The sequence below is a fragment of the Ruegeria sp. SCSIO 43209 genome, assembly GCF_019904295.1.
Taxonomy (GTDB): Bacteria; Pseudomonadota; Alphaproteobacteria; order Rhodobacterales; family Rhodobacteraceae; genus Ruegeria.
In genome coordinates, this window is sequence record NZ_CP065359.1 from 1,796,768 (window position 1) to 1,818,614 (window position 21,847).

23 protein-coding genes and 1 pseudogene are annotated in these 21,847 nt (G+C 58.8%); 11 read left to right on the forward strand and 13 right to left on the reverse strand.

From position 1 onward, the window contains the following. The first annotated feature begins 154 nt into the window (after positions 1-154). The 5 genes and pseudogenes from I5192_RS08995 (at position 155) to I5192_RS09015 (ending at position 4,381) form a co-directional block, all read left to right on the forward strand. The gene (locus tag I5192_RS08995; protein WP_223118230.1) at positions 155-793 is read left to right on the forward strand and encodes a lysoplasmalogenase; all 639 of its coding nucleotides are present in this window, start codon (positions 155-157) and stop codon (positions 791-793) included. A gap of 58 nt (positions 794-851) precedes the next feature. Further along, positions 852-1,991 (forward strand): signal recognition particle-docking protein FtsY, encoded by a 1,140-nt coding sequence (gene ftsY / locus I5192_RS09000; RefSeq protein WP_223118231.1) that lies wholly within the window; start codon positions 852-854, stop codon positions 1,989-1,991. An 87-nt stretch (positions 1,992-2,078) separates the two neighbouring features. After that, positions 2,079-2,981 (forward strand): annotated as a pseudogene (locus I5192_RS09005) (EamA family transporter). Positions 2,982-2,997: 16 nt separating this feature from the next. Continuing rightward, a complete protein-coding gene (locus I5192_RS09010) occupies positions 2,998-3,603 on the forward strand; it encodes an inner membrane-spanning protein YciB (protein ID WP_170393548.1) in 606 nt (201 codons plus the stop codon). A 109-nt stretch (positions 3,604-3,712) separates the two neighbouring features. Continuing rightward, positions 3,713-4,381 carry a Crp/Fnr family transcriptional regulator gene (locus tag I5192_RS09015; RefSeq protein WP_170393550.1) on the forward strand — a complete coding sequence of 223 codons (669 nt, stop codon included), beginning with the start codon at positions 3,713-3,715 and terminating at the stop codon, positions 4,379-4,381. 229 nt (positions 4,382-4,610) lie between these two features. Here I5192_RS09015 and I5192_RS09020 read toward each other — a convergent pair whose 3' ends face one another. From I5192_RS09020 to rpiA, 6 genes are all read right to left on the reverse strand, one after another. Further along, entirely contained in the window at positions 4,611-6,047 is a 1,437-nt protein-coding gene (locus I5192_RS09020) for a Do family serine endopeptidase (RefSeq protein WP_255612143.1), read from the reverse strand. A gap of 185 nt (positions 6,048-6,232) precedes the next feature. Continuing rightward, a complete protein-coding gene (locus I5192_RS09025) occupies positions 6,233-6,427 on the reverse strand; it encodes a DUF2065 domain-containing protein (protein ID WP_170393554.1) in 195 nt (64 codons plus the stop codon). Continuing rightward, positions 6,427-7,323, reverse strand: coding sequence for a protease modulator HflC (gene hflC / locus I5192_RS09030; RefSeq protein WP_170393556.1), 897 nt, complete (start codon positions 7,321-7,323; stop codon positions 6,427-6,429). Before hflC ends, I5192_RS09025 begins: the two co-directional genes overlap by 1 nt. After that, positions 7,323-8,465, reverse strand: coding sequence for an FtsH protease activity modulator HflK (hflK, locus tag I5192_RS09035; protein ID WP_170393723.1), 1,143 nt, complete (start codon positions 8,463-8,465; stop codon positions 7,323-7,325). Before hflK ends, hflC begins: the two co-directional genes overlap by 1 nt. A gap of 72 nt (positions 8,466-8,537) precedes the next feature. Continuing rightward, complete coding sequence (gene gor / locus I5192_RS09040; RefSeq protein ID WP_170393558.1) at positions 8,538-9,896, reverse strand: glutathione-disulfide reductase; 1,359 nt, start codon at positions 9,894-9,896, stop codon at positions 8,538-8,540. A gap of 129 nt (positions 9,897-10,025) precedes the next feature. After that, positions 10,026-10,811: a ribose-5-phosphate isomerase RpiA gene (gene rpiA, locus I5192_RS09045; protein ID WP_170645840.1), complete on the reverse strand. Its 786-nt coding sequence runs from the start codon at positions 10,809-10,811 to the stop codon at positions 10,026-10,028. Positions 10,812-10,978: 167 nt separating this feature from the next. On the opposite strand from rpiA, the gene I5192_RS09050 reads away from it, so the two are divergent. Genes I5192_RS09050 through I5192_RS09065 form a run of 4 tightly spaced genes read left to right on the forward strand, consistent with a single transcriptional unit; the run spans position 10,979 to position 14,459 of the window. Next, positions 10,979-11,680: a glutathione S-transferase family protein gene (locus I5192_RS09050; RefSeq protein WP_223118232.1), complete on the forward strand. Its 702-nt coding sequence runs from the start codon at positions 10,979-10,981 to the stop codon at positions 11,678-11,680. 1 nt (position 11,681) lies between these two features. Next, positions 11,682-13,055 (forward strand): L-serine ammonia-lyase, encoded by a 1,374-nt coding sequence (locus tag I5192_RS09055; protein WP_170393564.1) that lies wholly within the window; start codon positions 11,682-11,684, stop codon positions 13,053-13,055. 27 nt (positions 13,056-13,082) lie between these two features. After that, a complete protein-coding gene (locus tag I5192_RS09060) occupies positions 13,083-13,499 on the forward strand; it encodes a GFA family protein (protein WP_170510657.1) in 417 nt (138 codons plus the stop codon). A gap of 45 nt (positions 13,500-13,544) precedes the next feature. Beyond that, the gene (locus I5192_RS09065; RefSeq protein WP_223118233.1) at positions 13,545-14,459 is read left to right on the forward strand and encodes a DMT family transporter; all 915 of its coding nucleotides are present in this window, start codon (positions 13,545-13,547) and stop codon (positions 14,457-14,459) included. On the opposite strand, the gene I5192_RS09070 is transcribed toward I5192_RS09065, so the two are convergent. Beyond that, complete coding sequence (locus tag I5192_RS09070; protein ID WP_223118234.1) at positions 14,404-15,111, reverse strand: thiamine diphosphokinase; 708 nt, start codon at positions 15,109-15,111, stop codon at positions 14,404-14,406. The two genes, I5192_RS09065 and I5192_RS09070, sit on opposite strands and share 56 nt — an antisense overlap. Positions 15,112-15,222: 111 nt before the next feature. Between I5192_RS09070 and I5192_RS09075 the strand changes: the two genes are divergently transcribed. Further along, positions 15,223-16,920: a hypothetical protein gene (locus I5192_RS09075; protein WP_370644446.1), complete on the forward strand. Its 1,698-nt coding sequence runs from the start codon at positions 15,223-15,225 to the stop codon at positions 16,918-16,920. 99 nt (positions 16,921-17,019) lie between these two features. Here the strand turns inward: I5192_RS09075 and I5192_RS09080 are convergent, their stop codons facing one another. The 6 genes from I5192_RS09080 to nthA form a co-directional block, all read right to left on the reverse strand. Continuing rightward, positions 17,020-17,727 carry a YfaZ family outer membrane protein gene (locus I5192_RS09080; RefSeq protein WP_170563396.1) on the reverse strand — a complete coding sequence of 236 codons (708 nt, stop codon included), beginning with the start codon at positions 17,725-17,727 and terminating at the stop codon, positions 17,020-17,022. 79 nt (positions 17,728-17,806) lie between these two features. Then, positions 17,807-18,049: a DUF2842 domain-containing protein gene (locus I5192_RS09085; protein ID WP_170393574.1), complete on the reverse strand. Its 243-nt coding sequence runs from the start codon at positions 18,047-18,049 to the stop codon at positions 17,807-17,809. Beyond that, positions 18,049-19,341 carry an adenylosuccinate synthase gene (locus I5192_RS09090; protein ID WP_223118235.1) on the reverse strand — a complete coding sequence of 431 codons (1,293 nt, stop codon included), beginning with the start codon at positions 19,339-19,341 and terminating at the stop codon, positions 18,049-18,051. Before I5192_RS09090 ends, I5192_RS09085 begins: the two co-directional genes overlap by 1 nt. A gap of 220 nt (positions 19,342-19,561) precedes the next feature. Next, on the reverse strand, positions 19,562-19,891 hold the full coding sequence (locus I5192_RS09095; RefSeq protein WP_170404914.1) for a nitrile hydratase accessory protein: 330 nt from the start codon (positions 19,889-19,891) through the stop codon (positions 19,562-19,564). Further along, positions 19,888-20,565 (reverse strand): nitrile hydratase subunit beta, encoded by a 678-nt coding sequence (gene nthB, locus I5192_RS09100; RefSeq protein WP_223118236.1) that lies wholly within the window; start codon positions 20,563-20,565, stop codon positions 19,888-19,890. Before nthB ends, I5192_RS09095 begins: the two co-directional genes overlap by 4 nt. After that, on the reverse strand, positions 20,562-21,176 hold the full coding sequence (gene nthA / locus I5192_RS09105) for a nitrile hydratase subunit alpha (protein WP_223118237.1): 615 nt from the start codon (positions 21,174-21,176) through the stop codon (positions 20,562-20,564). Before nthA ends, nthB begins: the two co-directional genes overlap by 4 nt. A gap of 151 nt (positions 21,177-21,327) precedes the next feature. Here nthA and secG point away from each other — a divergent pair, with 151 nt between their 5' ends. After that, complete coding sequence (gene secG / locus I5192_RS09110; protein ID WP_170422417.1) at positions 21,328-21,696, forward strand: preprotein translocase subunit SecG; 369 nt, start codon at positions 21,328-21,330, stop codon at positions 21,694-21,696. Positions 21,697-21,847 lie beyond the last annotated feature (151 nt).

Here is a 21,847-nt window from a genome sequence, read left to right on the forward strand (position 1 = left end):
AAGTTCGGATCATGGTCACACTGTGTCAGAAGCAACCAACAAGTGCCATTCAACCTTTCCACATCGTGGCGATCGGCAAGATAACTCCACGTCACGCCTTGATGCACCGCCGAGATCATGGCGATGATTGCCTCAAAAACATCGGGGACGCACCATGACGACACTTCTTTTCTGGATTGCGGCGGCCTGCGCGCTGACCTACCTGCCACTTACTACGCGCCCGGCCGGCACCCTGCGTAGCACGCTGAAAACAGCATCGGTCGTGCTGCTGGCAGGTGTCGCCATACTGGCAAGCGCGCCATGGCTCCTGATCCTCGCCCTCACCTTCTGCGCGATAGGCGATGCCCTTCTGTCACGCGAAGCCGACAGCACATTCATGGCAGGCATCGGTGCATTTGCTGCGGGGCATATTGCCTATATCGCCTTGTTTTTGATGAGCCCCAGCAGCAACCCTGAACTGATCTTCGACCACCCCGCGATCTTCTGGTCCCTTATCATCCTGGGCATCGTTATGGCCACGCTGCTCACCCCCCGCGCCGGAGACCTCAAAATCCCCGTGCTCGCTTATATTCCAATCATCCTGGGCATGGGCATCACCGTTCTTGCCCTTCCCGAAACTGGAGCCTTACGCTGGGCCCTTCCCGCCGCGATGGCCTTCATCGCCTCGGACCTGGCGCTTGCGACTGAAAAGTTCCTGCTACCTGCCAATCACCCGACCCTGAAGCTTACGCCCTATCTGGTCTGGCCGCTTTACTGGGCTGCCCAAGCCGGGTTTCTGATCGCCTTCACCTGACCCTTTGCAACTGCCTTCAATCCACATTAGGTGAGGGGAACACCTGCGGAGATCAAAAATGGCGTTTTTCTCAAAGCTCAAGGACAAGCTGTTCAAATCCTCATCGCGCCTCGAAGAGGGGCTGGATGCAATTGTCGAGGATGGCGGCGAGGAAACCCCAAATCCTGATCCGGTGATCCCCGAACCTGAGCCCGAACCGCAACCGGTTCCCGAAGTGCCGGAACCCACGCCCGCGCCCCAACCGGTCGAGCCTCCCGCTCCGATCCCGGCTGATCCCACACTGGCGCCTCCACCCCCAGAGGTTCCAGAATCCAAGGGTTTGATGGGTCGCCTGTTCGGCCGAAATGAATCCAAGACCGTTGTCCGCCGCACGCTGGATGACGACATGCTGGAGCAACTCGAAGAGCTTCTGATCGCCTCGGATATGGGCGTCGACACCGCCTTGCGCGTTACGTCCAACATGGCCGAGGGCCGCTTTGGCCGCAAACTCTCGACCCAGGAAATCAAACAGCTGCTGGCGCAGGAGGTTGCCCGCGTGATGGAACCCGTGGCCAAACCAATGCCGATCTACCCCAAACGCCCGCAAGTGGTGCTGGTTGTTGGCGTCAACGGTTCGGGCAAAACTACGACAATCGGTAAGCTTGCCAGCCAGTTCAAAGCCGCCGGCAAGAAAGTCGTCATCGCCGCCGGAGACACATTCCGCGCCGCCGCCGTCGAACAGCTGCAGGTCTGGGGTGACCGCGCAGGCGTGCCCGTATTGACGGCACCCGAAGGGTCCGACCCTGCCTCGCTCGCCTTCGATGCACTGACCAAAGCCCAGAGCGAAGGTGCTGACCTTCTGATGATCGACACCGCAGGCCGCCTGCAAAACCGCGCCGACCTGATGGAAGAGCTGGCCAAAATCGTCCGCGTCATCCGCAAGGTTGACGACACCGCACCGCACAACACTCTGCTGGTGCTGGACGCCACCACCGGGCAAAACGCCCTCAGTCAGGTCGAAACCTTCCGCAAACTGGCCGATGTCTCGGGCCTCGTGATGACCAAACTGGACGGCACAGCCAAAGGCGGCGTGCTGGTCGCCCTCGCCGACAAGTTCGGCCTTCCGATCCACGCCATTGGTGTCGGTGAGCAAATCGACGACCTCGCCCCGTTTGATCCCGAAGAATTCGCCGCCGCCCTGACGGGCCTACAATCCTGATCCGCCCCTTCATCTGGCCGAAAATACCTTCGGGGGGCGTGGGGGCAGACAGCCCCCCACTCTCTCCGCCCAAGCGAAAGCCCCGATTTGAGCGACTGGCTGATCTCCCTCGAAGGCACCGAAGCAGGCCACCAACTCGCCCTCGCGCTCGCGCTGATGGCGGCCTTCCTGCATGCGGTTTTCGGTGCACTGCAAAAAGGCCGCCACGACCCGTGGATGTCGCGCGGGGCGATCGATGCCTGCTACTGCCTTATGGCGATGCCATTCGCCTTCTTTATCGTGCCATGGCCCGAACCATACATGTGGCCGATCTTTGGCGTCGTTTGGCTGATCCATATCGGCTATAAGGTGCTGCAGGCGATGGCCTACACCAAAGGCTCCTATACCGTTGTCTATCCGGTCGTGCGCGGTACTGGCCCGCTCTTCACCGTGATCGGAGCCTATCTTTTGTTCGGTGAAACCTTCTCGGCCATCCAATGGCTTGGAGTGGCGACGCTTCTTGCGGGTATCTTCGGCCTTGCCGCCTATAACCTGCGCTACCTTGAGACTAATCGAGATACGCTGCAAATCGCGCTGGTGCTAGCGGTCGTCACGGGCCTCTTCGTGGCGCTCTATACGACCTATGATGCCTACGGTATCCGCGCTACGGCCGACCCGTTCACCTTCCTTGCGTGGTTCTTCATGATCGACGGGGCCGCGATGCCGATCTATGCTGCGCTCAGATACCGCGCAATGATCCACCGCCCTGCGCTTGGACCTCTGATGCTTCGCGGGTTCGCGGGCGGCATCATCGCGCCGATGTCCTTCGGTGCCATCATGCTCGCCACGCGACTGGACAAGGTCTGAGAGGCGGCGGTCCTGCGCGAAACCTCCACCGTTTTCGCAGCACTCATCGGCTGGCTGGTGCTGAAAGAAACTGTCGGCCCCAGACGCATTGCGTTGATGGCATTGATTGCACTCGGCGCAGTAATAGTTGAAATGGGCGGGTAAGCAGCAGGTTGGAATCATGGCAGAGAAAAAAGACATCAACCCATTCCTCAAACAGGTACTGGAACTTGGCCCCCCACTGGCTTTCTTCTTCATCTACCTGCGCCTGCGTGATGACAATTTCGTGATCGGCGGCACCGAGTATTCTGGGTTCATCGTCGCCACCATCCTGTTCGTTCCGCTGATGTTGGCCGCCATGGGCATCCTCTGGTACCTGACGGGCAAACTCAGCCGGATGCAGATTTTCACCGCATTCATGGTGATTTTCTTCGGCGGCCTCACCGCGTGGTTTAATGATGAGCGGTTTTTCAAGATGAAAACAACGCTGGTCTATGGCTTCTTTTCCGCCATCCTCGGGATCGGGCTTTTGCAGGGGAAATCCTACCTGGCATATGTTCTGGACGAGATGCTACCCATGCAGCACGAGGGCTGGATGATCCTCACCCGGCGTCTGTGTGCCTGTTTCGCAGTACTGGCCGCAGCCAATGAATTGGTCTGGCGCACGATGTCAACGGACCTATGGGTCAAGATCGAAACCTTCGGCTTTCCCATTGCCTTGATGGCGTTTCTGATGATGCAGTTCAACCTGCTGCAAAGCTATATGGATGATCCCGACAAGCAATAACTGTTCTTGCCCAAGCGTAACAAGCTAACAAAATTTCTTGGCTTAAGCTTGAAGCTGTGAAAAGTTGGGTCACCACCCGCACCACTCAACCCCGGAGATCAGCGCCCGAATGATGGCATTTCCCAACAGTGGATTCCTGTCCGAAGCCTCTGAAGAGCTGCGCACCATGTTGGCAGCCCAGGCCACCGAAGTCACATTGGATCGAGGCGATGTCCTGTTCGAGCAGGACGATGAAGGCGATGCGCTCTATGCCATTCTTTCCGGTGCGCTCGAAGTGTCATTTCTTGCGTCGAGCGGGCGCAAGCTGTCTCTCAGCATGATGCGCCCAGGTGAGGTGTTCGGGGAAATCGCGTTGTTCGACAGCGGTCCCCGCACCGCAACCGTTACTGCAGCTGAGCCCTCCAAAGTCCTGCGCGTTCGCCAGAAAGACATGATGGCGCAGATCCGGGAACATCCTGACCTTGCGGTGGATCTGATCCGCTTGGCCGGTCTTCGCATGCGTTATATGGGCGCTCAATTGAACGAGCAGGTATTCCTGCCGATGCCGATCCGACTGGCGCGCAAGCTTTTGCACCTGGCAGGACAACAGGACAGCCCAACGGCACGTATCACGCTTTCGCAGAGCGAATTGGCCGAATTTGTCGGTGCGACGCGTGAGGCAGTGTCAAAGACCATTTCGACATGGAAACGCGACAATGTCGTCGAAGCTTCGCGCGGCGGGCTGCAGATCCACGACTTTGACGCGCTGCGGCAACTGGCCGAATCCGATTTAATCTAAATTTTCGGCACAGATGTGATCCGCTTCACATACGCAGCTTTAAGATTGCCCTAAGGTCAATCCCGTTACCGTAGGAGGTCGGTTTTATCATCCCCGATATCTGTCCACCGACCTCTCCCTGTACAGAGCCATATGCCTTCCCCGGCATATGGCTTTTTTCTTTACAAAGTATGAAAAAGGCCGGGAAAATATCCCGACCTTCTAATTTCAGATCTGTTCGCTGAGTTTATTATTCTAGGCTCAGCGCTACGAACCGGGGTTCCCCGCCCCGCCGCACCAGCAGCAACAGAGATTTGCGTCCTGCTTCACGCGCCTCATCCATCCGCGTCTCCAGATCAGTGATCGAAGTCACCTTCTGCTGCCCCGCCTCAGTGATAAGATCACCGGCGCGCAGACCCTTTTCAAAGGCTTCCGAAGATTCATCAACATTGGTCACCAACAATCCTTCGGCGTCGGCATCCAGACCCAATTCCTCGCGCTGGCTATCCCCCAGCGGAGCGATGGTCAGGCCAAGAATATCCTTGTCTTCCTCCGTCGGCGTTTCGGCTTCCGGCTCTTCGCCGTTCTCGGCACGTTCGGCGTCTTCGCGGCGGCCCAGCGTCACCAGCACGGTCTGGGTGCCTCCATCACGGTGCACGACCACACGCACAGATTTGCCAACGGTGGTCTCTCCCACCTGCCGCACAAGGCCGCGTGTATCCTCGACCTCGACGCCATCAAAGCTGATGATCACGTCTCCGGCCAGCAGGCCCGCTTCTTTTGCCGGACCGTCCGGTACATCGCTGATCAACGCACCTCCGGGTTTGTCCAGCCCCATCGCCTCGGCCATATCCTCGGTCACGTCCTGAATGCGCACGCCCAACCAACCGCGGCGGGTCTCCCCGAACTCACGCAGTTGATCAACGACCTTGATCACCACGTTCGAAGCCATCGAGAAACCAATCCCGATCGAGCCGCCATTGGGCGACAGGATCGCAGTATTCACACCGATAACCTCGCCATTCATGTTGAACAGCGGCCCACCCGAGTTGCCCCGGTTGATCGCAGCATCGGTCTGGATGTAGTCATCATATGACCCGCTCAGCGCCCGATTCCGGGCCGAGATAATCCCTGCTGACACCGAAAAGCCCTGCCCCAGCGGGTTGCCCATCGCGATCACCCAATCGCCCACGCGGGCAATGTCGCTGTCACCGAACTGCACGTATTTCAGCGGCCCTTCAGCCTCGACTTTCAGCAGCGCGATGTCGGTCTTTTCGTCCCGGCCGATTACCTTGGCAACCAAATCTTTCGCGGGCTGGCCATCACCGGGAAAAAACTCGACCAATATCTCATCGGCTTCGGCAATCACGTGATTGTTGGTGACGATATAGCCGTCTTCCGAGATCACGAAGCCCGAGCCCAGCGCATTGCTGCGACGTGGACGATTTTCATTGTCCCCGCCATTGCGATCCTGAAACTCTCGGAAAAAGTCTTCGAATGGTGAGCCCTCAGGCACGATCCCTTGCGGGCCAGTCTGGCCTTCGATCAGCGTCGACGTGGTGATATTGACCACCGCAGGGCTAATCTGTTCAGCCAGCGGCGCCAGGCTATCACCCCGCGCCTGCGCGGACACAGATTGAGCCAAAACCAGCAGCACCCCCACTAAGGTCAGCCACATCAGCCGCATCTTCGTAACAAAATCGTCCCGTCGGACGGACACACTGCGCGCCTTAGCCTGCACTTGGGGTCTCCTTGTTGACTAATTCTCTGTTGGCATCACCCGGATGCCCTTCTTTGCAACCAATGTAGTCAGTTTGTCCCGGCCCGCAACTCGGGATCGCGGGGAAATCACCCGTGCGTGAAACCATCGCATCAAAAACCGACCTGATATGCGCCCCACAGCAGCACCAGCCCACTGACCACACAAAGCAGCCCGACCAGCCGCCGCGCCTGTTCCGGCAACGCGCGCAGCGCCTCAAGCATGCGTTCTATAAGCGAAGGGGCCAGCGCATAGGCCAGCCCCTCGACAATCAGTACCAGCCCGAAGGCCAGAAGGATCATGCCCATCACTCAGCGGCCGCAGCTGCCGGTGCCCGACGCCCGGTCGGAGAAGCAAGGTAGTTGAAGAACTCCGAGTCCGGGCTCAGGATCAACGAGCTGTTGCTGCCTTGCAGGGCATTCTCATAGGCGGTCAGCGAACGGTAGAATTCAAAGAACTCCGGATCGGCACCATAGGCTTCGGCGAAGATCGCGTTGCGTTCGGCATCGGCCTCACCGCGAATGATCTCGGCCTCACGGTTGGCGTCGGAAACCAGTTCAACCACGGTCCGGTCGGCCTGCGCGCGCACACGCTGCGCGGCTTCGTTACCGCGGGCGCGTTCGTCGGTCGCTTCACGTTCACGTTCTGCCTTCATCCGGTCAAACGTCGCTTCAAGGTTGGCCTGCGGCAGATCGGTCGCCTTCAGACGCACGTCGATTACGTTCACGCCCAGCGCACGTGCCTGTGCAATCGCGCTGTTGCGGATACGCAGCATCAGTGCGGCACGATCCGAACTCAGGATGTCACGGGACGAAACCGAACCCAGTACCTCGCGGGTTTCGGCGCGCAGAATGCGGTCCAGACGATCCTCGGCAACCGGGATACCGCCGACACCAACGGCCTGACGGAACTGTTCCAGATCAGAAATCCGGTAGCGTGCGAAGGCATCGACCACCAGACGACGATCGTCCAGAGGCGTCACTTCCAGCGGCTGAACGTCAATCGACAGGATACGGTCGTCATACCGCACCACTTCCTGAATCAGCGGGATTTTGAATGCCAGCCCCGGATCTTCCTTAACCGCAACAACGCGACCAAATTGCAGAACCAGAGCGCGCTCACGCTCGTCCACGATGAAGATCGAGGACAGAACACCGACTATCGCAAGAAAGATGATCGGCAGAATAAACGTTGTCTTACGCATCAGTTGCTCTCCCCTGCAGGGTTACGGCGCAACTCGTTGAGCGGCAAATAAGGCACAACGCCCTGCCCCGATCCTGTCGAGTTTTCATCCAGAATGATCTTGTCCACGTCACCCAGCACCTGCTCCATGCGTTCCAGATACAGACGTTTGCGGGTCACATCAGGTGCTTTGGAATATTCCTCCAAAACCGCGCTAAAGCGGCTGGCTTCACCCTGTGCACCGTTGATCTGCTGGGCACGATAAGCTTCAGCCTCTTCCAGTACCTGCGCGGCTTCACCACGCGCCTCAGCGAGAACGCGGTTGGCATAGGCGTCAGCGACGTTCTGCAACCTGTCACGCTCCTGCGCGGCGGCCTGAACGTCGCGGAACGCGGCAATCACGTCCTGCGGTGGATCAGCCTTGTCAAAGTTCACACGAACGATGTTTACACCCGAATCGTAGCTGTCCATTGTCTCTTGGATCAGTTCCTGCAGGCGATCAGCAATGATACCGCGATCCCGGTTCAGGATCGGCGCAAGTTCGCTCTGCGCAATAATCTCGCGCATCGCCGATTCAGACACGGCGCGGATTGTCTGGCGCGGATCACGCAGGTTGAACAGAAATTTCGCCGGGTCATTGATGTTCCAGACAACCTGATAGTCGATATCGACCACATTCTCGTCGCCGGTCAGCATCAGACCATCGTCGCTGCCACGGGCACCGCCCATGTCTTCGTTCTGTTCGCGGGTGACCGGAATGACCTCGGCGGTCACAAAAGGCCAAGGCGCAAAGTTCAGACCCGGATTTCCGACAGCCGAGAACTCACCCAGAAACAGTTCGACAGATTGTTCTTCGGGTTTGACTGTATAAAAGCTTGCTAGCCCCCACAGACCTGCCGCAACCAACAGACCGATCGCAACCGTCCCTTTGGTAAACGCGGGGCCACCGCCGCCGCCCGAACCATTTGTACCACGGCCACCGCCGCCACGACCGCCCATCAGGACGCGCAGCTGTTCCTGGCCCTTTTTCATCAGCTCATCGATCTCGGGGATCTGCGGGCCGTCACCTTCGGGGGGCTTGCGCCCATCCCCGTTGTTTCCCCGATTTCCTCCGCCTCCGGATGAGCCTCCGCCCCCCCAGGGGCCGCCGCTGTTGCCCGCCATATGTATCTTTTCCCTTGTGTTGGACCGTGTGATCACGGGTTCCCTTGTAACGTGTGTGCGCGCGCTTGCAAATCAAGCCGTGCGCACAGGTTGCCGCATTGTCACCAGTTCTTCGGCCATCACCGGATGAACTGCAACCGTACGGTCGAAATCTTCTTTGGTGGCACCCATCTTTACGGCAATTCCGGCAAGTTGGATCATCTCACCCGCGCCCGGCGCAACGATGTGACAGCCGAGGATTTTCCGCGTCTCTTGCGACACGATCAGCTTCATCAGCACGCGCTGTGTGCCTCCGGCAAACGCCTTCTGCATGGGCTTGAATGAGGTCGCATAAACCTCAATCGGTTCCTGTTCCGCAGCCGCTTCCTCGCTGAGGCCCACAGTACCCATTTCCGGCTGGGTAAAGATCGCGGTCGGGATCAGTTCGTGATCAACGGGCGTTGGATTGCCTTTAAAGACGGTCTCGACAAAGGCCATGCCTTCGCGGATCGCCACAGGGGTCAGGTTCACCCGATCCGTTACATCGCCAATGGCAAAGATCGAGGGCACGCCGGTCTGGCTGTACTCATCCACGATGATCTCACCCTTGCGACCGCGCGCGACGCCCAAAGCCTCAAGCCCCAGATCATCCGCATTCGGCGCGCGGCCCGTGGCATACATCACAACGTCGAATAGCTGCTCGGAGCCATTTGTGGCCTTCACCCAGATTTTGTCGCCTTGCTTTTTCATCTCAAGCACGTTGGTACCCAGATGCAGGTCGATCCCGTTCTGGCACATCTCTTCACTGATCAGCCCGCGCGCCTCATCATCAAAGCCCCGCAGAATCTGCGCCCCGCGATAGAACTGAGTCGTTTTGACCCCCATCCCATTCATGATCCCGGCAAATTCACAGGCGATATATCCACCGCCAACGATCAGCATGGATTCGGGCAGTTCCTCCAGGTGGAAAATCTCATTCGAGGTGATCGCAAGATCAGATCCCGGGAACTCGGGTACAACCGGGCGACCGCCCGTTGCGACAAGAATATGCTTGGCTGTCTTGCGGGTACCATCAGCCAGTTCCACCGTATGCGGATCAACGACATGGGCGCGCTGGTCGAAACTTTCGACACCATTGTTCTTCAGGATATTGCGGTAGATACCTTCCAACCGATCGAGCTCTGCGTGCAGCTTAACTTTGAAAGTGTTCCAGTTGAACGCACCCGGCTGCATGTCCCAGCCATAAGCCTGCGCGTCCCCAACCGTATCCGCGAACTCGCTAGCGAAAACCATCAGCTTCTTGGGTACACAGCCACGGATCACGCAGGTTCCGCCGTAACGATCCTCTTCCGCCAGAGCCACCTTGGCGCCGTTTTCACCCGCCGCCACCCGTGCCGCGCGAACTCCGCCCGAGCCGCCTCCGATGACGAACAGATCATAGTCAAAGCTCATGTACGAGTTCCTTTTATTCCGCGTGGCCAAAATTCACTGGATATCTGGGCGCAAATCCTGAACTGCCAACCCCTGGCGCGGGAAATAGTGATTTTTCTTCTGCAGTTTATCGCGCTACTTGCCTGATCTTTAGTCCGCCAGATCGGAAAACAGGTTGTCCCCACCGTCACCCAGCATATCGGTCAGGACTGTACCCTCATTGATATCACGCAATTCGACCCGGCCATCGCCATAACCAATGACAACCTTGTCGCAGATATCAATGAACAGCCCATTTTCGACCACACCCGGGATCTGATTCATTACCAGTGCCAATTGGCGGGCATTGCCGATCCGCTTGAGATGCAGGTCCAGAATGTGATTGCCCTCATCTGTAACCTTGGGCGCCTCACCGTTCATGCGCAAAGTGACCGAGGTGCCCAGCACATCCATTGTGTCCAGCGCTTCTTCAATCAGGGTGCGGGTGGTCTGCCAGCCGAACGGGATCACCTCAACCGGCAGAGGGAATGCGCCCAGCGTCTCAACCTCTTTGCCTGCATCCGCGATCACCACCATCTGATCGCTGGCTGTGGCCACAATCTTTTCCTGCAACAGCGCAGCACCACCGCCCTTGATCAGGTTGAACTCGCCATCAAACTCATCCGCGCCGTCGATTGTCAGGTCCAACCAGCCGGCCTGATCCAGCGAGACGACCTCGATCCCTTCTTCCCGCGCCAATTGCGCCGTCGCGGTCGACGTCGGAACGCCCTTGATTTTCAACCCCTCGTCGCGCACCCGTTCACCCAGGCGGCGCACCAACCATGCGGCGGTCGAGCCTGTCCCCAATCCCACACGCATCCCGTCCTGAACAAGATCGGCGGCGCGACAGGCAGCAACGTATTTCGCTTTGTCGATGGGCGACAAATCTCTGGTCATGGCAGCTTCCCCCAAGAATACTGCCAGACTTATACGGAATGCCCCGCGCAACTGCGAGAGGCAAAACACGCCATACCTGTGCTAACATGTCGCTGAAATACGCGTTTCCGATAGGAAACGTCGCAATCAGCCTCTATTGTGATCGCCAGACCCCCTAGATAGTCGCCATGGAATCGCCATACCGCCTGCACTACGCCCCCGACAACGCCTCGCTGGTGATCCGACTGGCGCTGGAACAGATGGGCCTACCCTATGAGACCGTATTGGTCGATCGCGCCAGCGATGCACAGAATAGTGCGGCGTATCGGGCGTTGAATCCGAACGGGCTGATCCCGGTGCTGGAGACGCCCCAGGGTCCGATCTTCGAGACCGCCGCAATCCTGCTGTGGCTGGCTGATACGCATGGGCAATTGGCCCCGACACAGGTCAGCCCTGATCGGGCGGCATTCCTGAAGTGGCTGTTCTTCGCCTCTAATACCCTGCATGCCGATCTGCGAATGCTGTTCTATGCCGAGAAATACATCGCGGCAGATCAAGCCGATACACTACGCTCCGGCATCCGCCCGCGGCTGCGGCAGCACCTGAATCTGCTGGATGCTCAAGCCCAAAAAGCGCCCGACTGGTTCAGTGCTGATCACCCTTCAGTCCTGACGATATATGTCGCCTGCATGATGCGCTGGATGGCGCTTTATCCCGCTAAGGCGGACCGCAGCTGGTATCAACTCGCCGACACGCCTTATCTGCAAAAAATCCTGGTGCAGCTAGAATCAAACCCGTCGACCCGCGCAGCTATTGCCGCCGAGGGGCTGGGGGTCACTCCCTTCACCTCGCCGACCTACGCCAACCCTCCAGAAGGCTCAGCTACCTGATATGTTTCTCTCTGTCTTCGATATGTTCAAAGTGGGCATCGGCCCATCTTCTTCCCACACCATGGGTCCGATGGTGGCCGCCGCACGGTTCCTTGACCTGATGCGCGCCTCACCGTTCGAGTTTTCGGGCCTGCGCGGCTCGTTGCACGGCTCGCTGGCCTTTACCGGCGTCGGCCACGCCACCGACCGCGCTACCATTCTGGGCCTCGCCGGGTTTGTGCCCGATACCTATGACAACGACAAGGCCGAAGCCACACTGGCAGCTATCGCAGAATCCCATACGGTGACACCCGAAGGCCTGCCGACGCTGAGCTTTGATCCCAAAGCCGATCTGATCTTCGACTACGACAACAATCTGCCCGGTCATGCCAATGGTATGATCCTGATGGCCACTGACGCACAAGGCGATGTCATCCTGCGTCAGGTCTACTACTCCATCGGTGGAGGATTTGTTCTCACGGAAGAGGAATTGGCCGAAGGCAAGGCAACTGACGAAGGTGCGCCTGTGCCCTTCCCGTTCAAATCCGCCGCCGAAATGCTGCAAATGGCCAAAGACAACGGTAAAAGCATCGCTCAGATGAAGCGCGAAAATGAGATCGCGCGCGGTTGCGCGGATAGCTTTGCCAAAGGCACCGCGCGTCTTTGGCAGGTCATGAATGACTGCATCGAGCGTGGGCTAAAAACGGATGGCATCCTGCCCGGTGGTCTCAGCGTGCGCCGCCGCGCCAAAGGCATTCACGATGCCCTTCTGGCAGAACGCGGCATGAACCTGAATGCCCCGCATACGATCAACGACTGGATGAGCGTCTACGCCATGGCCGTGAACGAGGAAAACGCAGCCGGTGGGCAAGTTGTCACCGCCCCCACAAATGGCGCGGCAGGCGTGCTGCCATCAGTTCTGCGCTATTACCTCGATCACGTGCCCGGCGCGTCCGAAAGCCATATCGAGGATTTCCTGCTGACCGCCGCCGCCATCGGTGGTCTGGTCAAATTCAACGCTTCGATCTCGGGCGCTGAAGCGGGCTGTCAGGCCGAGGTTGGCAGCGCGTCAGCCATGGCTGCGGCAGGCATGTGCGCCGTGATGGGCGGTACGCCTGAGCAGGTTGAAAATGCCGCCGAGATCGCGTTGGAACACCACCTTGGCATGACCTGCGATCCAGTCGCGGGCCTTGTGCAGGTGCCGTGTATCGAGCGTAACGGATTGGGCGCGATTAAGGCCGTCTCGGCGGCCTCGCTGGCCCTGCGTGGCGACGGCAAGCACTTTATGCCTTTGGACGCGGCCATTGAAACGATGCGCCAGACCGGCGAGGATATGCACGAGAAATACAAAGAAACATCTTTGGGCGGGTTGGCCGTCAACGTGCCGAACTGCTGATCTGACAGCAAGAACAAGTGGGGTGACATGCGCGGACACTGCCTGTGCGGCAAGATTGGATACGAGGTTGATCCTCCGGTTCTGTCCTGTGTCACCTGCCATTGTGACAGCTGCCGTCGCCAATGCGCCGCTCCGATGACCACCTATTTCGGCGTGCGCGACGGCAATTGGCGCTGGATCGGGGAAGAACCGAAACGCTTCAACTCCTCCCCCGGGGTCGAGCGCAGCTTTTGTCCCCATTGCGGCACACCGATATCCTTCCGGTCGACGGTGATGTCGGATGTGATGCATCTCTACGTCGCGACACTGGAAAATCCCGAAGTACTCAGCCCGACCTTGCATGTCGCGCACGAGGAAAAGCTTAGCTGGCTGCAGCTTGGTGACGGCCTGCCCACCTGCATCGGCCCGGATTACACCAAAGTCCAACCCCTGCCCGACACCTGAGATCAGAGCTTCCCCCTGTGCCGCTAAAGCGCTAGCGTCGCGCACATGACTCAGGATCGTCCCGTTCTCGGCATCATTTTGATGCTCGGTTTTTGCGTGCTCGCACCGCTGGGTGACGGGATGGCAAAGCTGTTGGGTGAAACCACAGCTTTGGGACTGCTGGTACTGGTGCGGTTTGCTGTTCAGGCGATGATCCTGATCCCACTGATCGCGATGACCGGCAAGCCATGGAAGATGATGCCGCGCGTTTTGCGCCTGACGATGATCCGCACCCTTCTGCACATCATTGGTATCGCAGCGATGTTCACAGCGCTGCAATATATGCCGCTGGCCGATACCGTGGCCATCGCCTTTGTAATGCCCTTCATCATGCTGCTTTTGGGCAAATACGTACTGGGCGAACAGGTCGGCCCCCGACGTCTGGTCGCCTGTGTCGTGGGATTCATCGGCACCTTGCTGGTCATCCAACCCAGCTTTGCACAAGTGGGCGCGCCCGCCTTGCTGCCCCTGATCGTTGCGGTGGTCTTCGCCCTGTTCATGCTGGTTACGCGGCAGATCGCCAAGGAAACGGACCCGGTTGCGCTGCAGGCTGTATCGGGGGCCATGGCAACCGCCTTTTTGCTGCCGATTGTCCTGCTGGGTTCCCAGATCGGCCTGCCCGCAATGTCCCTGACAATGCCCACTGGCGAGACACTCTGGCTGCTGCTGGGAATCGGTGTGCTGGGCACCGTGGCGCATCTACTTATGACATGGTCTCTGCGCTATGCGCCGTCTGCGACTTTGGCCCCGATGCAATATCTAGAGATTCCGGTCGCCACCCTGATCGGCTGGCTGATCTTCCACGATCTGCCAAACGGGCTGGCCGCGCTAGGCATCGGCATCACAATCGCGGCCGGGCTCTACGTTATCCTGCACGAGCGGGCCAACGCTCGGTCCGGCCCGACTGAAACGCCTGCATGACCTGATCCAACGCCGCGCGCGGCAGGATCGTCAGCAACCCGGGTCCATCGACCTCAAGCGTTAGCGCTCCTAGCGCTCGGTTTGAGGTTCCGACCTGCCCGTCCGGTTCTAGCACCAGATCATCAATCGGCCATTCCAGCCCCTCGCTGCGACCGGTCACCCGCCGTAGCGGAAACAATGAAACCGTGTCTCCTGCCGTGAGCTCCAGACTGATCCTGGGTGGCGCATGAAAGACAATTTCTCGTGCACCCAACAGGACACAAGGCCGATCCTGCAACCGAACCAGAGTATTGAACGCCACCAACTGATGATCCACCCGCGCGCCCAGAAATCCTGCTGCCAGCACCACAGGCGCATCCATATTGCGCAGCGCCTTGTCAAAATCGGTGCTGTTCTGCTCGGATATCCGGAACAACCGATCCTTGGGAATCCGGGCCCGATATTCTGCCGTAATCGAGTCCAAATCGCCGATCACTGCGTCCGGCATCCGTTCCGAATCAATCAACGCAGCCGCACCGCCATCCGCCGCAACGGCAGAATTGACGCGATTTAGCACCAGATTCACATCCTCTGAACAGATTTCGCCCCCACCAAACAGCCCGATTGGCCCGCCAGAGCGAACAATTGCCCCATTTTCCACAAGATTGACCATATTTTCCAGTTTTGGACATAATGAAACCACAAAATGATAGCTTCATGGCTAGAGTTTCGAGTCGGTTGCCCCTGCTGTGTCTGGTAGTCGACCTGGTAGTTTGTAAAGGACATGCGTCTGATGGTACAGAACAACAAGGTACTCACCGTTTCATACGGCACCTTCTCGTGCACCCTCGAAGGCTTTGACGATTCATTTGAAACAATGAAGGCGATCGCCGAGTATTTCCGGGACCTTGCAGCGGATGACCGATACTTCGGATCGGAACCCCCTCAGCCTGACGCCGAGATGCTGACCCGGATCGCACAGCGGGACGCCGCACAGAAGGTTGAAGCCAGCCAGAACGAGACCGGCCTGTTGCTGCGCGCAACGGAAACCGCCCCGGTTGCAGCACCGACCCCCGCTGCAATTGCGCCAGCCACAGCACCTGAGCCTGTTCAGCCTGTCGCGGATGTTGTTCCCCCTGCTCCGTCTGCTCCGCAATCCGAAGATGCTCCCGCCGCTGACAGTATCGCAGCCAAGCTGCAGCGAATCCGGGCTGTTGTTTCGCATTCCGATGCTGCCCCTGCCGGATACTCTGAAGACGAAGACGTCAGCTATCTGCAGCCCGTGAAGCCAAAGGTCGATGCAATTTCTGCTGCTTTTGAGTCCGGCGCGCTGAGCCCGACCGATCTGGAAGACACTGCTACGGACGACGCTCCGGCAACGGCCCCGCAGGTCGAACAGCCTGCCGAACCCGAGCAAATGGCAACGATCGCTGAGCTGCCCGTTCAGGACGAAGAACCACTCGCGCCTGCCGCCATCAAGCAGGACGAAGTCGAAGCAGCCCCGATCATCTCACCGGCGATCACTGCCGAACTTGAAGACGAGGACGAAGCGCCCGAACAGCCGGCAGCCTATGTCACGGACAAGGACGTGTTGTTCTCGGACCTCGACGACGACCCTGAAACTGAAGACGAAGGCCCGTCAAACATTCTGAATGGCCAGGACGACACCGACGAAGACGACACCGACGAAGATGAAACATCACCGGATCTTACCGGCCTCACCCATGGCGTCATCTCGGCCGAGGATGAGGCGCTGCTGCTTGACGAAATGGCGCTGGTAGAAACCGAGCTGGCGGCAAACACGACGGCTGAGCTGCCCGATATGACGGGTCTGGATCAGGACGTCTCGCGCCTGATGGACGAAGCGGGCGCCCATATGGATGATCCTGCCACCAGCGGCCAGCGCGAAACATATTCTCACCTGCGCACTGCCGTTGCTGCAACCGAAGCAGACCGCGAAGATGGCGCAGACAAATCTCAGACCCCCGAGGATGATTATCGCGGTGATCTGGCCTCGGTCGTCAATCCACGCCGACCCGAGATCGAGGTCACCAGTGAACGCCCCACCCCGGATGCTGCCGCACCATTGAAACTGGTGGCTGAACAGCGGGTGGATACCGAAACGGCTGACACCGGCCCGGTGACACCGCGCCGTGTCACCTCGGCGGACGAGGAAACTGCAGATGAAGAAGGTGGTTTTGCAGCCTTTGCGCAAGAACAGGGTGCCCAATCACTACTCGACCTGCTGGAAGCTGCCGCGGCTTATCTGTCCTTCATCGAAGGTCAGGAGCAGTTCTCGCGTCCACAGCTGATGAACAAAGTTCGCTCGCTCAAGCAGGACTCGTTTAACCGCGAAGAAAGCTTGCGCTCATTCGGTCAGTTGCTGCGGGACGGCAAAATCGAAAAGGCCGGAGGTGGCCGTTTCGCCGCCTCAACCCAAATCGGGTTCCGCCCGAACGACGACGAGCGTGCCGCTGGCTGACACCAAGATCCCCCAAATACCCCCTCAAGACAAAATTGGGCCAGAGGAAACTCTGGCCCTTTTTCGTTCCGTGGCTGGCAGCCAAAAAGCCAATCAAGTTCAGAAGTTGAACGCCAGCGCCACGTAAGGGCCGGTCAGGATCAGATCAATCACATCGCGCCCGTCTTCAAACTCAACATCCAGATGGCGATACCCGCCCGCAACGTTGATATTCTCACGCCAATTCCAACTAGCCTGCACCAGCGCCTCCCACTGGAATTCCGAGCCATAACCGAAGCCGCCGATATTGCCCATCGCTGTGAGGCTCCAGCGATCATTCAGCGCGTAGTTATAGCGTGCGCCGATCAACGGGTCGGTCCAGCTTTGATCTGTGCTGAAGGTGCGATCCAGCACGGTGGTCGAAACATCCAGGTCCCAATGGCGCAGCCCGGCCAACGCTTCCAACCGTGACCGATCATCCTGATAGACCGCATAGCTGGCCGCCAGTGAGACCATCGTGCCCTCAAGATCCCAACTGGCTGCATCGTCAAACCGACCGACCGAGACATCGTCACCCAAATTGAGATAATTGAACTCACCACCAATGGTCCAACGCCCATTTCGGGCCTGACCAGCGATCAGGAACGCGCCCTTCAGAATGTCGAAGATCGAGGTATCCCCGTTCACCGGCGGGTTTGGTCCCACGTCCAGTGAGGTTCTGAATTCCGGCCCCCAGAAATAAGGCGCAATGGTATAGCGCCAATCATCGGCCTGAGCGCTGCTCGCGATACATGTTGTGGTAACCGCCGCTAATACCCGGTTTTTCATGCCCTATCTGCCTCTGGTTGCCGCGAAAGAAAGTCGCAAACATCGTGCCACGCAGAAGACACCAAAACAATCGGGCGGCTTAGCTTTGATCTTGATCCGGGTCCTCTTTGCCCACCCCGCGGAAGACAAATTTGAACGGCAACGCCCAGACAATGCCAAGCGCGACATATACCAGAAGTTCCAGCCAGATCGGCGGGCGATCCAACCAGTTCACGATTGTCACAACCGCAACGATATAGATGGGGAGCCCGATCAGCAGCAGCACCAATGACCACCGCCGACGTGCCTTATAGCTGAGGCCGGGTTTGTCGTTGCTGCTCATCAATCTGCAAACGGGTCGGTCACCAGAATGGTGTCCTCCCGCTCCGGGCTGGTGGACAAAAGGGCGACCGGACATTCGATCAATTCCTCGACGCGGCGCACGTATTTGATCGCGTTCGCAGGCAAGTCTGCCCAACTGCGCGCGCCTTCGGTGGATTCGCTCCAGCCCGGCATCTCTTCGTAAATCGGCGTGCAACGTGCTTGCTGGTCGGCGGCGGTCGGCAGATAGTCCAGACGATCGCCATCCAGCCCATACCCGACACAAATTTTCAGCGTCTCGAACCCGTCCAACACATCCAGCTTGGTCAGGGAGATGCCGTTCACACCGCTGGTCGCGCAGGTTTGGCGTACCAGACAGGCATCGAACCAACCACAACGGCGTTTGCGCCCCGTCGTGGTGCCGAACTCATGCCCCCGTTCGCCCAGGCGTTGGCCATCTTCGTCGTCTAATTCGGTTGGGAAAGGCCCCTCACCCACGCGGGTCGTGTACGCCTTGACGATGCCCAAAACGAAGTCGATCGAACCCGGTCCAATCCCAACGCCTGTCGAGGCCTGGCCCGCAATCACATTCGACGATGTCACAAACGGATAGGTCCCGAAATCGATATCCAGCAGCGCACCCTGTGCGCCTTCGAACAGGATTCGCTTGCCTGCCTTGCGCTTCTCGTTCAGCACCTTCCACACCGGTGCTGCGAAAGGCAAAATCTGCGGCGCGATCTCTTTCAACTGCGCAATCAATGCATCGCGATCAATTGGTTCCAACCCCAGCCCATTGCGCAGCGCATTGTGATGGACCAAGGCCCGATCGACCCGCAGCGCTAGCGTCGCATCATCAGCCAGATCAGCCACCCGGATCACACGCCGACCAACCTTGTCTTCATAGCATGGACCGATCCCGCGACCGGTCGTGCCGATCTTGGCCACCGAGTTCTGGCTTTCGCGCGCACGATCCAGCTCGCCATGGAACGGTAGGATCAGCGGGGTGTTCTCGGCAATCATCAGCGTCTGGGGCGTGATATCGACACCCTGCGCGCGGATCGTACCGATCTCTTTGATCAGGTGCCAAGGGTCCAAAACGACCCCATTGCCGATCACGCTCAGCTTTCCACCGCGTACGACGCCCGAAGGTAGCGCATGCAGTTTGTAAACCTCACCCTCAATGACCAGCGTGTGCCCGGCATTATGTCCACCCTGAAAACGCGCGATCACATCCGCTCGCTCACTGAGCCAGTCGACGATCTTGCCTTTTCCTTCGTCGCCCCACTGGGCGCCGACAACAACCACGTTGGCCATATCCGGTCCTTTTGCGCTGAATATTCAAACCCGGCTCATATAGCCGGGCACAGACGGCAGGGAAACCGATATTTCGCCGCAGACACAAATCGTGCTGCGCGCGATGCCTCCGGTGGAGGTGATTTTGGCCAGATGAAGAGCGGATCCCCTGCTTCATCTGGCCAAAAGTACCTCGGGGGAGTCGCCCGGACGGGCGGCGGGGGCAGCGCCCCCTCTGCTTTTAGCGCAATTGTACGGGATGACCGTGGGGTGTTGTCAGGTAAGCCTCTTCCCATGCATTGCGAAGATCCTGGACATCATCAGTGGGCGCTTCCCCCTGCTCAGCCAGCAGCGCCTCCAAGGTCTCCAACCAAGCGTGAAAGTAATCGTCCCCACCATCCAGATCTTTTTTGAGGCCGTTCCGTTTCAAAGTATTGGAAAACCGTTCCGCCCAGTCCGGCCAATCAAACCGGCCCGCTTCGTTCAAGGCCACTGTTACCGCAAAAACCTGTGCGTGCCAAGGCTCAGCAAAAACCGGCTCGGGGGCCGAGTGAGTGATACAATCGCTCATGCGGGCTCCAAATAAGACTGCCAGAGGTCCAGCACGACTTCATCCGCCGGGTGCTCAGGGTTTGCCCAAAGTTCTGAGGCGGGAAACACGACCGCATATAGCGGCTCGGGGGCTTCACCCAACCCATGGGCGTTGGAATCCGGCAGGACATGAGTGCCATGCAGCCTGAGGATGCGACCCGTTGCACCCGCGGCATAGATCGGCAACCGGGTGTGGCCGCCATCAACCAGTCGATTGGCGCTCTGGCCCAGGGTTCGAACGGCTTGCCCGGTTTGAAACCGAACTGCGACGTTCGACGCGCGATCTGCGGGTCCGCCCTTGGCCAAGGCGCCTGCGACGGCGTCAGCCTTCAGGGTACGCTCAGTCAGAGGATGAACACCATCCCCGTCAACACCGCGCAAATCATCAAGCGTCAGTACCCCCTTTTCGACCAGAAGATCAGCCAGACCGGACATCCATTTCTCATAGTAAGAAAACCGCGCGTAGTCCGTAGGAGACAACCTTTCGCGCGCGTGGCGTGAGACATCGATATTCCATCGCCCCAGAAACCCCGCAGCGAGCGTTACCGCCAGCGCCCGACCGTGCCAGTCTTCGGCAAACACCGGCGCGTCTTCGGGTTCCGGGTTCACCGGACCATCACCAAAGCGCCCTCCCATATCATGTACGCGCGTCATGACGGCACCTTGGGTAGCCCAGTGCCGACCATGCTGTCGCGGGTGACCAGCGCCGCCAATTCGTCCGCGTTCAATCCTTCTGTGCCCTCTGGGCGCATCGGCAGGACGAGGTAACGAATTTCGGCCGTCGAATCCCAGACGCGAACCGATGTACCTTCGGGCAAGGTAACACCAAACTCAGACAGGACCTTGCGTGGCTCACGCACGGCACGGGCGCGGTAGGCGTCAGATTTGTACCAGCCGGGTGGAATTCCTAGCAGCGGCCACGGGTAACAGCTGCACAAGGTGCAGACGACCATGTTGTGCTGTTCAGGCGTGTTCTCGACGACCATCATATGCTCACCCTGACGACCGTAAAACCCCAGATCGGCCACGACCGATGTGGCGTCTGCCAGCAGTGAGGCTTTGAAATCGGGATCACTCCAAGCCTTTGCAACAACATGCGCGCCGTTCTGTGGACCTATCTTGTTCTGATAAGTATCGATGATTTCATCCAGCGCTGCAGGATCAATCAGACCCTTGCGGGTCAGAATCGTCTCAAGCGCTTTGACGCGCAGCGCGGGTTCGGGAGGCAACAGGGCGTGCGGGTGGTCGTGATCATCATGTGGCATGAGGCGCAGCCTGCGCGACAGAACAGCGCTCTGTCCAGTCTCTTTGGTGTGATATGAAACATCACCGCACGTGATGCCAACTCGTGACTTGCCCCCGCTGGCAAACTTGCATAAGTACCACGCGATACACGCCACGCTGTACAGGACCACCATGGAAAACGTCGTTCTCATCATCCACCTTCTTCTGGCCTTGGGCCTGATTGTCGTTGTGCTGATGCAACGTTCCGAAGGCGGCGGCCTTGGTATGGGTGGCGGTGGCGGCGGGGCCATGACGGGCCGCGCGGCAGCAACGGCGTTGGGCAAGCTGACATGGATCCTGGCCGCGTGCTTTATCGTCACCTCGATCACGCTGACGATTCTGGCGGCCCAGAAATCTTCTGGCAGCTCAGTGATTGACCGTTTGGGCGTGCCTGCCCCGGCCCCGGCTGAGGAAAGCGCTCCGGCAGTCCCATCGGCAGATGAATTGTTGCCGCCGGCGCAAGGCGACAATGCTCCGCTGATCCCGCAGGCTGGCGACTAAGCCACAAAACCTAGAAATTCATAAGGGAACTGCAACAGCATCTTGCGGTTCTCTTGCGCTATGTGCGCGAATCCTTTATACGTGAAGTCCCGTGATGCAGCGGTTTTTTCGAACCGCCGGGCAGCTAATAATGACGTCTCACGGGAGCAGC

Bases quoted from the DNA above. Each gene is read 5' to 3' on its own strand.
- I5192_RS08995 (WP_223118230.1), top strand. From the start codon at position 155: ATGACGACACTTCTTTTCTGGATTGCGGCGGCCTGCGCGCTGACCTAC.
- ftsY (WP_223118231.1), top strand. From the start codon at position 852: ATGGCGTTTTTCTCAAAGCTCAAGGACAAGCTGTTCAAATCCTCATCG.
- I5192_RS09010 (WP_170393548.1), top strand. From the start codon at position 2,998: ATGGCAGAGAAAAAAGACATCAACCCATTCCTCAAACAGGTACTGGAA.
- I5192_RS09015 (WP_170393550.1), top strand. From the start codon at position 3,713: ATGATGGCATTTCCCAACAGTGGATTCCTGTCCGAAGCCTCTGAAGAG.
- I5192_RS09020 (WP_255612143.1), bottom strand. From the start codon at position 6,047: ATGCGGCTGATGTGGCTGACCTTAGTGGGGGTGCTGCTGGTTTTGGCT.
- I5192_RS09025 (WP_170393554.1), bottom strand. From the start codon at position 6,427: ATGGGCATGATCCTTCTGGCCTTCGGGCTGGTACTGATTGTCGAGGGG.
- hflC (WP_170393556.1), bottom strand. From the start codon at position 7,323: ATGCGTAAGACAACGTTTATTCTGCCGATCATCTTTCTTGCGATAGTC.
- hflK (WP_170393723.1), bottom strand. From the start codon at position 8,465: ATGGCGGGCAACAGCGGCGGCCCCTGGGGGGGCGGAGGCTCATCCGGA.
- gor (WP_170393558.1), bottom strand. From the start codon at position 9,896: ATGAGCTTTGACTATGATCTGTTCGTCATCGGAGGCGGCTCGGGCGGA.
- rpiA (WP_170645840.1), bottom strand. From the start codon at position 10,811: ATGACCAGAGATTTGTCGCCCATCGACAAAGCGAAATACGTTGCTGCC.
- I5192_RS09050 (WP_223118232.1), top strand. From the start codon at position 10,979: ATGGAATCGCCATACCGCCTGCACTACGCCCCCGACAACGCCTCGCTG.
- I5192_RS09055 (WP_170393564.1), top strand. From the start codon at position 11,682: ATGTTTCTCTCTGTCTTCGATATGTTCAAAGTGGGCATCGGCCCATCT.
- I5192_RS09060 (WP_170510657.1), top strand. From the start codon at position 13,083: ATGCGCGGACACTGCCTGTGCGGCAAGATTGGATACGAGGTTGATCCT.
- I5192_RS09065 (WP_223118233.1), top strand. From the start codon at position 13,545: ATGACTCAGGATCGTCCCGTTCTCGGCATCATTTTGATGCTCGGTTTT.
- I5192_RS09070 (WP_223118234.1), bottom strand. From the start codon at position 15,111: ATGGTCAATCTTGTGGAAAATGGGGCAATTGTTCGCTCTGGCGGGCCA.
- I5192_RS09075 (WP_370644446.1), top strand. From the start codon at position 15,223: ATGCGTCTGATGGTACAGAACAACAAGGTACTCACCGTTTCATACGGC.
- I5192_RS09080 (WP_170563396.1), bottom strand. From the start codon at position 17,727: ATGAAAAACCGGGTATTAGCGGCGGTTACCACAACATGTATCGCGAGC.
- I5192_RS09085 (WP_170393574.1), bottom strand. From the start codon at position 18,049: ATGAGCAGCAACGACAAACCCGGCCTCAGCTATAAGGCACGTCGGCGG.
- I5192_RS09090 (WP_223118235.1), bottom strand. From the start codon at position 19,341: ATGGCCAACGTGGTTGTTGTCGGCGCCCAGTGGGGCGACGAAGGAAAA.
- I5192_RS09095 (WP_170404914.1), bottom strand. From the start codon at position 19,891: ATGAGCGATTGTATCACTCACTCGGCCCCCGAGCCGGTTTTTGCTGAG.
- nthB (WP_223118236.1), bottom strand. From the start codon at position 20,565: ATGACGCGCGTACATGATATGGGAGGGCGCTTTGGTGATGGTCCGGTG.
- nthA (WP_223118237.1), bottom strand. From the start codon at position 21,176: ATGCCACATGATGATCACGACCACCCGCACGCCCTGTTGCCTCCCGAA.
- secG (WP_170422417.1), top strand. From the start codon at position 21,328: ATGGAAAACGTCGTTCTCATCATCCACCTTCTTCTGGCCTTGGGCCTG.